General features: G+C 41.2%; 15 protein-coding genes and 2 pseudogenes. 7 read left to right on the top strand and 10 right to left on the bottom strand.

The annotated features are described in order from the left end of the window. Positions 1-199 precede the first annotated feature (199 nt). A complete protein-coding gene (locus tag F6K53_RS33790) occupies positions 200-751 on the top strand; it encodes a hypothetical protein (RefSeq protein WP_293019340.1) in 552 nt (183 codons plus the stop codon). 55 nt (positions 752-806) lie between these two features. On the opposite strand, the gene F6K53_RS33785 is transcribed toward F6K53_RS33790, so the two are convergent. The 4 genes from F6K53_RS33785 to F6K53_RS33770 form a co-directional block, all read right to left on the bottom strand. Then, complete coding sequence (locus F6K53_RS33785; RefSeq protein WP_293019342.1) at positions 807-1067, bottom strand: transposase; 261 nt, start codon at positions 1065-1067, stop codon at positions 807-809. Positions 1068-1380: 313 nt separating this feature from the next. Next, positions 1381-1809, bottom strand: a complete 429-nt coding sequence (locus tag F6K53_RS33780) for a transposase (protein WP_293019344.1) — start codon at positions 1807-1809, stop codon at positions 1381-1383. 265 nt (positions 1810-2074) lie between these two features. Further along, positions 2075-2266, bottom strand: coding sequence for a hypothetical protein (locus tag F6K53_RS33775; RefSeq protein WP_293019346.1), 192 nt, complete (start codon positions 2264-2266; stop codon positions 2075-2077). Further along, positions 2263-3522, bottom strand: a complete 1260-nt coding sequence (locus F6K53_RS33770) for a GTPase domain-containing protein (protein ID WP_293019348.1) — start codon at positions 3520-3522, stop codon at positions 2263-2265. Before F6K53_RS33770 ends, F6K53_RS33775 begins: the two co-directional genes overlap by 4 nt. A 134-nt stretch (positions 3523-3656) precedes the next feature. On the opposite strand from F6K53_RS33770, the gene iscB reads away from it, so the two are divergent. Further along, positions 3657-4916, top strand: a complete 1260-nt coding sequence (gene iscB / locus F6K53_RS33765) for an RNA-guided endonuclease IscB (protein WP_070391698.1) — start codon at positions 3657-3659, stop codon at positions 4914-4916. 10 nt (positions 4917-4926) lie between these two features. On the opposite strand, the gene F6K53_RS33760 is transcribed toward iscB, so the two are convergent. The 4 genes from F6K53_RS33760 to F6K53_RS33745 form a co-directional block, all read right to left on the bottom strand. Beyond that, on the bottom strand, positions 4927-5217 hold the full coding sequence (locus tag F6K53_RS33760; RefSeq protein WP_293019352.1) for a hypothetical protein: 291 nt from the start codon (positions 5215-5217) through the stop codon (positions 4927-4929). A 42-nt stretch (positions 5218-5259) separates the two neighbouring features. After that, positions 5260-6684 (bottom strand): FAD-binding domain-containing protein, encoded by a 1425-nt coding sequence (locus F6K53_RS33755; RefSeq protein WP_293019354.1) that lies wholly within the window; start codon positions 6682-6684, stop codon positions 5260-5262. Further along, on the bottom strand, positions 6677-7228 hold the full coding sequence (locus F6K53_RS33750; RefSeq protein WP_293019401.1) for an NUDIX hydrolase: 552 nt from the start codon (positions 7226-7228) through the stop codon (positions 6677-6679). The genes F6K53_RS33755 and F6K53_RS33750 overlap by 8 nt, the downstream gene beginning before the upstream one ends. 77 nt (positions 7229-7305) lie before the next feature. Continuing rightward, positions 7306-7521 carry a hypothetical protein gene (locus F6K53_RS33745; RefSeq protein ID WP_293019356.1) on the bottom strand — a complete coding sequence of 72 codons (216 nt, stop codon included), beginning with the start codon at positions 7519-7521 and terminating at the stop codon, positions 7306-7308. Positions 7522-7929: 408 nt separating this feature from the next. On the opposite strand from F6K53_RS33745, the gene ectA reads away from it, so the two are divergent. The 5 genes and pseudogenes from ectA (at position 7930) to F6K53_RS33720 (ending at position 10754) form a co-directional block, all read left to right on the top strand. Next, positions 7930-8436 (top strand): diaminobutyrate acetyltransferase, encoded by a 507-nt coding sequence (gene ectA, locus F6K53_RS33740; RefSeq protein ID WP_293071693.1) that lies wholly within the window; start codon positions 7930-7932, stop codon positions 8434-8436. A gap of 10 nt (positions 8437-8446) precedes the next feature. Next, positions 8447-9697 (top strand): diaminobutyrate--2-oxoglutarate transaminase, encoded by a 1251-nt coding sequence (gene ectB / locus F6K53_RS33735; RefSeq protein WP_293083718.1) that lies wholly within the window; start codon positions 8447-8449, stop codon positions 9695-9697. Between the two features lie 54 nt (positions 9698-9751). Next, a pseudogene (locus tag F6K53_RS33730) lies at positions 9752-9991 on the top strand (DUF4277 domain-containing protein). 50 nt (positions 9992-10041) lie between these two features. Further along, positions 10042-10293: pseudogene (locus F6K53_RS33725) on the top strand (IS1634 family transposase); the annotation flags it as partial. 62 nt (positions 10294-10355) lie between these two features. Next, the gene (locus F6K53_RS33720) at positions 10356-10754 is read left to right on the top strand and encodes an ectoine synthase (RefSeq protein ID WP_293021988.1); all 399 of its coding nucleotides are present in this window, start codon (positions 10356-10358) and stop codon (positions 10752-10754) included. A gap of 228 nt (positions 10755-10982) precedes the next feature. Here the strand turns inward: F6K53_RS33720 and F6K53_RS33715 are convergent, their stop codons facing one another. Together F6K53_RS33715 and F6K53_RS33710 are read right to left on the bottom strand one after the other, a co-directional pair. Beyond that, positions 10983-11570, bottom strand: coding sequence for a phytanoyl-CoA dioxygenase family protein (locus F6K53_RS33715; RefSeq protein ID WP_293021990.1), 588 nt, complete (start codon positions 11568-11570; stop codon positions 10983-10985). 29 nt (positions 11571-11599) lie between these two features. Then, positions 11600-11872, bottom strand: a complete 273-nt coding sequence (locus F6K53_RS33710) for a hypothetical protein (protein ID WP_293021987.1) — start codon at positions 11870-11872, stop codon at positions 11600-11602. Between the last annotated feature and the right edge of the window lie 144 nt (positions 11873-12016).

Below are 12016 nucleotides of genomic sequence, written 5' to 3'. Positions count from 1 at the left end.
GTAGTCGAAACCGCCATATCCATCTCGAAGTGCTCCTTCGGGTGGGGACGTAGCTTGAACCCTAGCTACATTGGGAGATTTCGGAATCTCCACTTCCTTGAGCGTCTTTCATCGGTCGCCCTTATCCGGACATGATATAATTGAAGTAAAGAGGATCGGTTTTTGTTGAAATCAATATCAATGATAGAGGACACCGTAAATGTTACTAACTCAGGAATTTTTAAATGACTTTAAGAGTTTTATGGGGAAGTACGCTATTTTGATCCCGGCTCAGCTTCCTCCCAAAAACGGAACCTTCCAATTTAAAGAGCAGGGAAGTCACGCTGCGCTCCTTCAAAGTGCTAGCTCTGGAACAAAAATCCCAGGATACTACGTTCACCCAATCGCCAATAACGAAAACAAATATATCCTGCCCACTCAGAACCAAAAACCATATTATATGTTCACCGATCAAATGAATGGTTGCCAGTTTATCGCCTATGGACCTGATCGTCAGCATGTAACTGTGGAACACAACAACTTTATAAACGACCGTACTAAATATGTAGTTCGCCTAAAGGAGATCCAAAATCAAAACCCAGCATATCTGTTTCACATGAGTGCTGGTGCTAATGATGACATTGTCAATAGTATCTATAATTCTCAGCATGGTGTGAGCATCGTAGCCGAATACAACAGTACCAATGGCTGGAGTTTTCGGGTGCGTGATCGGGTTGATCAAAATCAAGGGCAAGTGTACGGACCATTTTAAGTGCTGATCCTTTGTCAGATCTTTCTCAAAAAATCGTTAGATTTGATGTAAGAATTCAGGTCATTGGAATCAGGGAAGGATAAGAAACCGTTGGGGAAACGGTAGCCTCAAGAGCTTGTCGGAAAAATTCCACAGCCTCTCGACCCTGGACACGGCAGGTTTGGATGACGCTGAGTAAATCGGCTGTTTCCCGAAACCGTTCCATGGAACGGGAACCGCCACAGACTTTACGTTTGGTCACGGCTGGACGCAATGCTCTTTCCGCTCGATTATTATCGGGTGGAACTTCATCGGTGCTATACGGAAATACCACCATTGGGCAGCTTTGTTTCGTAGAGTTCGCAGCATTCGCCCAGCTGCAGCTCCGGCTTGAGAACTCCATTGCTCCAAAGCTTTCTCGTTCCTTGGGTTTGAACTGAGCTACCCACCCTCGATAGGCAGATCTCCTATTGAGTCTGGAGCCATTTTTGATGCTAATCGTTGGCCTCATCAATTAAATCCAAGAACCGTTGTCCCAATTTCGGGTTATTGCCATGACCCAAGCGGTGTACTTGTTTGAAGTGCCGTCTGCTGATGAGCTAAACACTTCTGCTGGTGAGCGACTTTGTAACCGTTATAGACACGCTCTGTCATCTCAACTGAGGACTTATGCAAATTCGGAACCCACAATTTGTTCGAGTTCCACCCGCCCTCGGGTATCTGCGGCATGGAACGCCCGAAAATTTGGCTCCGGCAACAGTCCACAACCATTCTTTTACTCCAGCCACTCCCCACGGGGTTTCATCAACGTGCAGGTGTTGCTGTTGTTGCGCCCACTGCCAAAGTTCTTGAATAGGTATAGCTACCGACTGCGCCAGTCGTCGATTGGTGGCGGCATTAGTTCCCACTCCAATTTTGAGTCCTGTCAACTCTAGTAGCCATTCTTGTTGTTTTTCTTCGGATAGGTTTCCGTGATTTCCAATCCTTGCCAGCATCGCGCTGTTGGAGATGCCCAAGTCAAGTCCTGGGATGACTCCAGGGGCTTTGGCTTCAATGACAAAGCCTGTGGCAATGGACACATTTGCAAGTGTGATACTGATATTCGACTATTTCTACGGGACGCTCTACGAGTTGGGCGACTTGTTTACGGCTTACAGATAAAGGTGCATCAAGGAATTCAACAGCCGCCACAGTTGGGACACACTGATGGTCTGACAATTTGGTAGCGGTCTACTCGCGCCATACCTTTTCTGGTTTTTCCTTGATGTCCCGGCTGCCCTCCAGGTTTTCTTTTGGCTTGAGGGGCTATTGACTCTGGCGGTTTGGGTTTTTCCGATTTCTGAATTAAGTCCGCGCTATGGCGGTTGTGAGGTAATTTGGCTGTTGGGTCTGAGTCTGAGCTTGAGCAGGGCTACTTCCTCGCTCCAGTTGGTCAATCAGCTTTTGCTGCTCTAGTATCATGACCACCAACTGCTCCGTTGTCAGTTGCTTGAGTTGGGGGGGAGCTAGTTTTTCGGGTTTCGGTTTTTCGCTCATGCCGTCACCATACCGGATTTCTTGATTTTGTCAACCCCTCTCACCTGAATTCTTACCCTGTAAGAGCCTCCGAATCGGTCTGTGCGTTGTCTTTCAATTTCTTCTAGTGCTGGAATTCCCGGGTCACTTTGGCAGGCTTTCATTACAGTATCGACTTTTGCTTTAAAGTAAGGATCAACTGTTTCCCGGTCTTTTCTGAGTTTTTTGAGGAATTTTTCAAGACTGTCAGATAGTTCTTCTTTAAATTCCTTGAATCGGTCCACAAATAACTGGTCTTCATCCCCAAATCCAGCTAGGGCTTTACTGGCTTTCTGTAAATCAGTTTCTAAGTCTTTGTGGAGGATATCTATATGGTCTTGGTAAGCTTTGGCATATTTACTGTCGAGGTCTTCAATGTTGTCAACTAGGTAATCTAGAATTAACTCCAGAACTTGATTTGCTTGGTCAGGATTAGAACAGTCAGCGATTACACAATTAACCACCTCTATGTGGTTTTCCCGAATCGTTCTTTTAAGGGTTTCACAGCCTTTAGAGTTGTATTTATCAGCACTGCTCATTTTGTTGAGTACCATGAAAGACCGCTCTGGCAGGTCATTGAGGGCTTTATGGGCTGTGTCATAAAGTTTTGTATCTCTTGCTTCCCAGCCGTAGCGTACAGAGTCTGGTCTCCGCACAAAAAGAACTACATCCACTCGCTCCCCTAGGGTTTGTAGCATCAGGTTTTCATCCCCTACTCTGAGGTCCCCTAAACCGGGTATGTCTACTAAGGCGATCTTTTCAACTTCGGATCTACTGAAAGGACAGAATATCTCTACTTCTCTGACTGCCAAAACCGCGAAGTCACTATTGGCATCTTGTTGGTGAACTACATAGTTTCGTATTTCTTCCTTGGGAACCCGATCTAATACCCGAGGGGAGTTTGCTTCCAGTAGATGGCGATACTGATTGAAATGAGCATAATATTCGTTGCGCAGCCGTTGGTACATGGCTTTTTTTGTGGCAGCATCACTAGGCAGTTCGGGAATTGGCTTGGTAGCAAATTCATCCAAACTTGTTGGTCTGGGTACTAAGCCTAGTTCTTCGTAATAGGGAATTATTACTTCTTGAAGAAATGAGTCTTCATGATGGAATGTTACCCTAGCATAGGTTGGTTGATTTTGATGATAGACTCCTGGCCTAAGCCTTGGTAATTTCCGGTAACTCCAGGAATTGCCAACCAGGATGCAGACTAAGTATTCATTTACTACGTTGTTCAAGCCATGATACCTACAAATGAACGCCAGTTTGTAGCTCTATCGCTAACTATTAAGACGAAGGCAACCGTGTAGTTAGCTCAACAAGCTTTTACAACATTGTCGAGGCACACCTTACCAACTTGAGGCATTTAACGATGCAAAATTATGTTTTTGTTATTGACGTGAACAAGCAACCATTAAATCCTATTCACCCAAAGAAGGCTCGCCGCCTGCTAGAAAAAGGAAAAGCAGCTGTCTTTAGAATGTATCCATTTACAATCATCTTGAAGACTGCGATCGCTAATCCAGTTATCTCACCTTGCCAAATAAAAATTGACCCGGGTAGCAAGACTACTGGGTTCGCCCTGGTTCGAGACGGGCAAGTTATTTGGGGAATGGAATTAGAACACAGAGGAGGATTGATCAAGAAAAAACTGGAATCTAGAAGAGCTGTCAGACGCGGAAGACGTAATCGCAACACTCGTTACCGAAAGCCCAGATTCCTTAACCGCAAACGACCACAGGGCTGGCTTCCTCCTAGTTTAGAACACAGGATTTTGACAACTGAAACTTGGGTTAAGCGATTAATTAAATTCTGCCCAGTCTGTGAAATCTGGATTGAACGAGTTAAGTTTGACACTCAAAAAATGCTAAACCCTGAAATCAGTGGAGTAGAGTACCAACAAGGCGAGTTAGCTGGCTACGAAGTCAGAGAGTATTTACTCGAAAAGTGGGGGAGAGAATGTACTTATTGCGGGAGGCAAAATGTCCCTCTACAGATCGAGCACATTCACCCAAGATCAAAGGGTGGTAGTAACAGAGTAAGTAATCTCTGTTTGGCTTGCGAAAAGTGTAATCAGCGCAAAGGAAACAAGCCCATAGAAGAGTTTCTAAAAAAGAAACCCAGCCTACTACAAAAAATCAAAACCAAAGCCAAACAACCATTATTGGATGCAGCAGCGGTAAACGCAACTCGGAACAAATTGGTCAAGGTATTGAAAGATACTAAAGTAGTCGTCACTGGAACAGGAGCGCAGACTAAGTACAACAGGACTTGGCTAGGACTACCTAAGCAGCACTGGATTGACGCCGCTTGTGTAGGAAATATTGAAAACTTAGATCTCAAGACGTTACAACCTCTATTTGTTACCTGTAAAGGGCAGGGAGGACGACAGAAAGCGGCTCTCAACAAGTACGGTTACCCTATTAGGCACAACCCACTGAAGCCTGTTAAAGGATGGATGACTGGGGATATAGCGAGACACCAGAAACTGGGCATAGGCAAAGTCACCCCTAGGAGTAAGGGCAGCTTTGGATTCAACCCTCTGGGGATGAAAGGATACAAAAGTTGCAAGCCTCAAGATATTTCGGCGATACACCGGAAAGATGGATACATCTACGGTTTTTGCAAATAACTACCGGTAATTACCAGGGATTAAGCCTCCTAAGCTTTCCTGCCCATGGAGCAAGAAGAGAGTACGTAGGGTGCCTTAGGGGCGGGTTTGCCCTCATGTTCAACTCCGAGCGCCATTGTTGGGACAGCCCGCCCCGTAACGCACCATCTTTGGCATCGGCATTGCTGAATCTTGGAATCAATAGGAGTAGAGTGGGCATCCTGCCCGCTCGAAAATAAGGAGGAAACTGGCAAGATGCCAGTTCTACACAAGATGCCAGTTCTACACAAGATGCCAGTTCCACGCCTGATGCCAGTTCCACCTCACTCTTAAAATCATTCCATTATTAAGCAACGCCTTGGCATCACTGCAATTCCTTATACAACTCCTTAAACCGACGCTGCTGCTGATTATGATCGACAATTGGTGCTGGATACCCACACATTTCGCGATCGCTTTCAGGAATTTTCCCAGTTACCACATACTCCGTATCCACAGAACTCAACTCTGGTAACCATTCCCGAATATACTCACCGTCCGGGTCAAACTTTTTAGCCTGACTAGCTGGGTTAAAAATTCGCAATGGTTTAGGATCCATCCCACTAGAGGCACTCCATTGCCAACCACCATTATTAGCACTCAGGTCTCCATCCCATAACCGCTGCATAAAATACTTTTCCCCCCACTGCCAATTAATAATCAAATCCTTAGTCAGAAAACTAGCAACAATCATCCGACAGCGGTTATGCATCCATCCGGTTTGATTTAACTGCCTCATCGCAGCATCAACGATCGGGTAGCCAGTCTTGCCCTCACACCAAGCTTGAAAGAATTCTGGATTATTCTCCCAGGGAAAATCTTGGAATTTCTGGCGATAAGGCCCTTGTGCTAATTCTGGGAAGAAATACATGGCATGTTGGTAAAATTCCCGCCAAGCCAGTTCCTGTTGCCAAGTTTGGATACTTTGACGAGCTTCATCACTGCGACTCAAATTATAAGCATTCTGAGCGGCCTGCCAAACCGTGCGAATCCCAATCACACCAAACTTGAGAGCAGCACTAAGTTTCGAGGTACCATCTACCCCTGGGAAATTACGTTGTTCCTGATAATCCCCAATAGTGCGATCGCAAAATTTCTCCAGTATCTCTTGGGCTACCTTTTCCCCTGGTGGCACTAACAATTCATTCTCCCAGACATACCCCAAATCTCTAGCACTAGGTAAATCAATCACCCCTGCTGCCAAAGCATGGTCTTGTTCTATTTCCGTCAAGGATTCAACCCTACTCAATGTTGCTACAGGTTGTGCCTTAGATTGACCTTGCCAATTTTTCCAGAAAGGAGTGTAGACACTATAGGGATTGCCAGACTTAGTGAAAATGTCTCCTGGTGCGTGTAATAACTGATCCCAATAGTTATAGACAGCAATACCCTTTTCCTTCAACCCTGCTGCTACAGCTTGATCCCGTTCCTTAGAATAAGGTTCCACATCCCAATTCCAACAAACAGCTTTAGCCTCCAGAGCAGCAGCTAAATTAGGAATTCCTTGCCTAGGGTCTTGATGTAATATTAATAGTTGGCTACCAGCTTGTCTGTAACTTTGCTGCAATTGTTGTAAGCAGCCAATCATATAAGTTACTCTTGCTGGCGCAATATCATCCCGCTCTAGAATAGTAGGGTCAAGGCAGAAAACACCAACAAGCTTGGGACTGAGCTCAAAACCAGCAGCTAGTCCCACATTGTCAGAAATGCGTAAATCACGGCGATGCCAGAAGAGAATCAGGTTACTCATTCAAGAACGGGCGAGCCATAAAAAAGCTGGAAATAGATTTAGCATCCACTGGCTCACCCTCCAAGATAGCTTGTTCTAACTCCTTTGGTGTCATTAAAACCACCTCTATATCCTCATCAGCATCTTGCTTAGGAGGGGCTTCCAATTTCTCCAAATCCTGCGCCAGAAACGCATAAATGTACTCATCAGAATAGCCAGGAGCAAGGGGAAATTTACCCAAAGATTTCCAGCGATGAGCGCGATAGCCAGTTTCTTCTTCTATCTCCCGTTTAATAGTTTCAGCTGGGCTTTCATGGGATTCTACCGTACCAGCAGGGAATTCCAAAAGACGCCCACTAACAGCAAAGCGATATTGCCGTACGAGTACCAGTTTCCCATCGGGTGTTACCGGTACCGCCAAGGAACCACCAGGGTGACGGATACATTCCCATTGCCCTTCTGATTGATTAGGAAGACGTAGATTATTCACCTCGAAGCTAAATCGTCTTCCTTGGAAAAATAGGTGTTTTTTCAGGAGTTCTGGGGGTTCTTGACCAGGTAGCATCATAAAAATAAAGGATTAAGGCTTAAGACAGTTTAGCCCTTGGAGGAGTTGTGCGATCGCAAATCCCGTCACTGATTCTATCCAATTCCGGCAATTTGTGCCAGGCAAGCACCAAAGCTCTTTCCCCCATGGGCTTTCAGCTTGAGGCTAATGGTTACCAGACTTAGAGTAAGGGTGACTGCTTCCCGGATGCCAGTTTTTTCAACAATTCTACCAGACGGTGTTGGAGACTCATCTGACTCCTGGCCAATATCTAACACTACAATTGTTAATTTTACTTTTACTTGCGTCATCTCAAGGTGCGCTTTCCGTAGGCGAATTTAATTCGCCTACGGAAAGCGCACCTTAAGTGGTTTTGGTAAAATGCAGGTAACATTTTAAATTGGTAGGTCTTGTTGCAAATAATCGACCTATCTTTTTTTTTCCACAAAATGGTGAACACTTTACATTTAAAGCGTTTCAGGCTATTTCGTCACCCCTTCAGAGTCTTGTGGGAATTCCTTCTCTTAGCGATTAATAAAAATTAAAAAATAAAAATAATTAAATGCAGGTATAATAGCTTAAGGATTACTATTTCACTCAAAAAAAATGCTCAAATGAAATAGAGTACCCATAACTCGATGTCCCTTTGCTTTGAACAATTATGCATGTGTTGTGATGATTGGTTCAATAACAAAAAATAAAAAAAAAGTCAACTAAATATGAAAGCCGATTCTATTATAACTTACAGACATCCAAGGTTAGAAGATGGACTTGAGGTTTATCATCTAATCAAAAAATGCCCACCTTTAGATGTTAACTCCCAATACTATTATTATCTTATTTGTAGTGATTTTAAAAATACTTGTGTTGTTGCAGAATATGAGCAGAAAATAATCGGTTTCATCTCTGGTTATTTAAAGCCCGAAAATTCGAAATGCCTGTTTATATGGCAGGTAGCCGTTGCCGAAAAAGCCAGAGGCAGAAAAGTTGCCACGAATATGTTAAAATGGCTAACCAAACAACCAAATTTTAGTGATATTCAAAGTTTAGAAACAACCATTTCACCGGCAAATAAATTATCACAAAATCTTTTTATGGGTTTTGCCGAGGAAAATAAAGCTAATTGCCAAACCAATTCATTTCTTGATGTTTATCATTTTGATACAGAATCACACGCTCCTGAGATTTTATATAAAATTTTTCCTCTTAAATTAAATAAAAATTAATTGATAAATCATGAAAATCATAGAGTCTTTAGAGTCAAATGTTAGAAGTTATATTCGTTCTTTTCCTGCTGTTTTTGATATGGCTGAAGGTGCAGTAATTTATGATGAACAGGGAAATAAATATATTGATTTTTTTGCCGGAGCAGGGGTTTTGAATTATGGACATAATAATCCCAAAGTGATAAATGCTTGGATAGACTATCTGCAAAACAATCGTATTGTACACTCACTAGACAAAGCAACTGTTGCCAAAAGGAATTTTATGCAAAAGTTTTCAGATACTATTCTTGTACCCAAAAATCTTGAATATAAACTGCAATTTACTGGACCAACTGGTACTAATGCAGTTGAAGCAGCCTTGAAACTAGCTCGTATGGTCAAGAAGCGTTCTAATATCATTGCTTTTACCAATGGGTATCATGGTTTAACGATGGGATCACTTGCTATAACAGGCAATCAGTTTTATCATGATAAAGCTTATAGTCTCAGGATAAATGTAGATCATGTCCCTTTTGATGGCTATTTCGGCAAAGACGTTGACACGATTAACTATTTGCGAAAACTATTAATAGATCCCGGTAGTGGTATTGAGATACCCGCCGCAATAATTGTGGAAACTATACAGGGAGAAGGCGGTATTAATATTGCTAGTGAAACTTGGTTAAAAAAACTTCAGGCATTATGTCGTGAGTTTAATATATTATTTATTATTGACGATATACAAGTCGGTAATGGACGAACAGGTACCTTTTTTAGTTTTGAAAAAATTGGAATTCTGCCAGATATGATTTGTTTATCTAAATCCATTGGAGGTGGGCTACCAATGGCACTACTATTGATTCGTCCAGAACTTGATCAATGGCTTCCTGGAAAACATACAGGTACATTTAGAGGTAATAATTTGGCTTTTGTTGCTGCAACGGAGTTACTTGGTTATTGGGAAAACGATGATTTAACCAAGGCTGTTGAATATAAATCTAAGATTATTCAAAAATCATTACAAAAACTGGCTGATGAATTACCAGAATTACAAATGCAAGCTAGAGGTAGAGGTATGATTTGGGGACTAGAAATGCCGAAAGAAGGTTTTGCAAAACAAGTTTCCACCAGATCATTTGAAAAAAAAATATTAGTGGAAACTTGTGGTAGCAACAGTCAAGTAGTTAAATTTTTACCGCCACTGATTATTGAAGAAGAGGTGTTAAATATAGGATTAAATAAATTATCAGAAGCGGTAAGAGAAGTTTTTGCTGAAAATTAGTCATACAACCCACATTCCGCAGGTTAGAGAGGATAACTATGGTATTTTCTATGGATGAAACCAATAGCATCTTCAATTAGAGTTAGAGTACAAGATCTTGACCACTGTGGCATAGTGGCAGGCATCATTGACCAGATCGGGCTAGTGGAACAAATTAACCAGGAGTTGGGAACCCACTCCCAAGAGAAGCTCAGTGCATAAGTAGCGGTAAAAGCCATGATTATCAATGGTAAGGGCTTAGTCAGCGCTCCACTATACCTATTTGAAAAATTCTTTGAATGGCATTGCCACTGAACATCTTCGTCGGAGAGGGGAGTGAACCACTGCTTCTCTTTGATGACCGTCTTTGTTTATTGGTTTACACTCTCGCCCAAAGAGCCTTACGCCAAGCTCTCGCCCGGACTAAGCAAACTATTAACAACCAATTGGGTAAGCCGACGGCTACCCCGACAATGCGGTGGGTATTTCAGTGCTTTCAGTCGATTCATTTAGTTATCCTAGGCGGAGTCGAGCAAATTGTCAACTTAACTCATGAGCATCACAGGATTCTTCAGTTTCTTGGTGCTCCCTGCCAAAAATATTATCTACTGGTGTAACAAACCTGCGGAATGTGGGATACAATATGTAGTAATTAGTATATGTAAATAAGAAATACTATATGATTGTACGTCGCTTAAAAGAAATTATTGGAACAAAGCGGGAAGTTAAAGCACCAAATGGCAACTGGACAAGTCGTCGTTTTTTATTAAAAGATGACCAAGTTGGCTTTTCTCTACATGATACTTTAATTCATGCTGGAACAGAAACTTATATTTGGTATAAATATCATATCGAAGCTGTTTATTGTGTAGCTGGAAATGGAGAAATAGAAGACATAGAAACAGGTGAAATACATCCTATTTCAGATGGTACTTTGTATTTTTTGAACAAGCACGAAAGACATTATTTAAGAGCAACAGAAACCATGCGTATGATATGTGTATTTAATCCTCCTTTGACTGGAGAAGAGGTACATAATAAAGAAGGTTTTTATGAAATAAATAGTGAGTCAAGCTAATAAAATAATCAACTCCAACAGAGACTTTTTGTAAGCATTCAGCCGTCAGCCGTCAGCCGTCAGCCGTCAGCATTCAGCTGACGTAACAAAGATTAAACGAATGCTTACTTGTTTTATTTAAAAGCTCAAAGCTGAGAGCTGAGAGCTGAGAGCTGAGAGCTGAGAGCTGAATGCTTACGACTTTTTGATAATTTATAGATAAATTCTATTTGATTTATCTATAATAAATTAATGCTCTCTTGATGCAATAAATTCTGGTCTTGGTTTTGTGCCAGCATAGGGAGATATCAATTTATTGTATATACTATTGTAAACAAAGAAAAGATTATATCTAGGAAATGGTGATAAATTGTCAGATGAACCATGAATTATATTACAATCAAAAAATATAACCGAACCTGCTTTGGCTTTAAACGAAGTTATACCATGTTTCTTGATTATTTTGGTGATTGAGTCTTTTGTAGGTACGCCATATTCCTGTTTCTTTAAAGAGTGTTTATAATGAGCTTCTGGAGTTTTCCCCGGACATTGAATAAAGTATTTATGAGAGCCTGGTACTAGTAGTAATGGACCATTAAACTCATTATTATCAGTAAGCAAAATAGAACAGCTTACAGCTCTCATGTTAGGCATACCATCTTCACTATGCCAAGTCTCAAAATCTGAATGCCAATAAAACCCTTTACCATCAAATCTATCTTTACAATTCATTCTTGATTGATGAATATACGTTGGGCTTCCTAGCAATGCTTCTGCAATATTTAAAATCTTCCGACTGTAACAGAGTTTTTTAAATATTTCATTAGTTTTATGAATATTAAATACAGACCTTACGATTTTAGAGTCTATCTCTCTAATAATTTCTGGATTTTCAGATTCTTATAAGGATTTTTTTTTATTTTTTTAGCTTCATTTTTTAAATTATTTAATTCATTAAAATATAACATCTTTTCAATAATCAAGTACCCATTTTTTTTATAAAAAGTAACTTCTTTGTTATCAAGTTGAGCCTTTTTAAATTGTTCAATAGTACCATAAATGATTTGCTCTTTTCTTTTAATAAATCCACTCTTGTCTCCCCTAGAAGGGTACAGATCTTGTGCCACCTCAACTTTCATAGAATTATTTCTCCAAATATATTGGAATTTTATAAGTTGTTAATGCTACTATTCCAGTATCCATAATGATACCCCAAAATAATGTTTAAATTACTTTTTTTAGTGTTTGGTTTTGAAGCAATCATCAAAACGTTTTGACCCTGG

It is taken from the genome of Moorena sp. SIO4A1 (assembly GCF_010672065.1).
Taxonomy (GTDB): Bacteria; Cyanobacteriota; Cyanobacteriia; order Cyanobacteriales; family Coleofasciculaceae; genus Moorena.
This window is presented reverse-complemented; position numbering and strand designations above follow the sequence as displayed.

What these genes read in the sequence shown, in the direction of transcription:
- F6K53_RS33790 (WP_293019340.1), top strand. Translation starts at nt 200, where the DNA reads ATGTTACTAACTCAGGAATTTTTAAATGACTTTAAGAGTTTTATGGGG.
- F6K53_RS33785 (WP_293019342.1), bottom strand. Translation starts at nt 1,067, where the DNA reads ATGGTGGTATTTCCGTATAGCACCGATGAAGTTCCACCCGATAATAAT.
- F6K53_RS33775 (WP_293019346.1), bottom strand. Translation starts at nt 2,266, where the DNA reads ATGAGCGAAAAACCGAAACCCGAAAAACTAGCTCCCCCCCAACTCAAG.
- iscB (WP_070391698.1), top strand. Translation starts at nt 3,657, where the DNA reads ATGCAAAATTATGTTTTTGTTATTGACGTGAACAAGCAACCATTAAAT.
- F6K53_RS33755 (WP_293019354.1), bottom strand. Translation starts at nt 6,684, where the DNA reads ATGAGTAACCTGATTCTCTTCTGGCATCGCCGTGATTTACGCATTTCT.
- F6K53_RS33750 (WP_293019401.1), bottom strand. Translation starts at nt 7,228, where the DNA reads ATGCTACCTGGTCAAGAACCCCCAGAACTCCTGAAAAAACACCTATTT.
- F6K53_RS33745 (WP_293019356.1), bottom strand. Translation starts at nt 7,521, where the DNA reads ATGACGCAAGTAAAAGTAAAATTAACAATTGTAGTGTTAGATATTGGC.
- ectA (WP_293071693.1), top strand. Translation starts at nt 7,930, where the DNA reads ATGAAAGCCGATTCTATTATAACTTACAGACATCCAAGGTTAGAAGAT.
- ectB (WP_293083718.1), top strand. Translation starts at nt 8,447, where the DNA reads ATGAAAATCATAGAGTCTTTAGAGTCAAATGTTAGAAGTTATATTCGT.
- F6K53_RS33720 (WP_293021988.1), top strand. Translation starts at nt 10,356, where the DNA reads ATGATTGTACGTCGCTTAAAAGAAATTATTGGAACAAAGCGGGAAGTT.
- F6K53_RS33710 (WP_293021987.1), bottom strand. Translation starts at nt 11,872, where the DNA reads ATGAAAGTTGAGGTGGCACAAGATCTGTACCCTTCTAGGGGAGACAAG.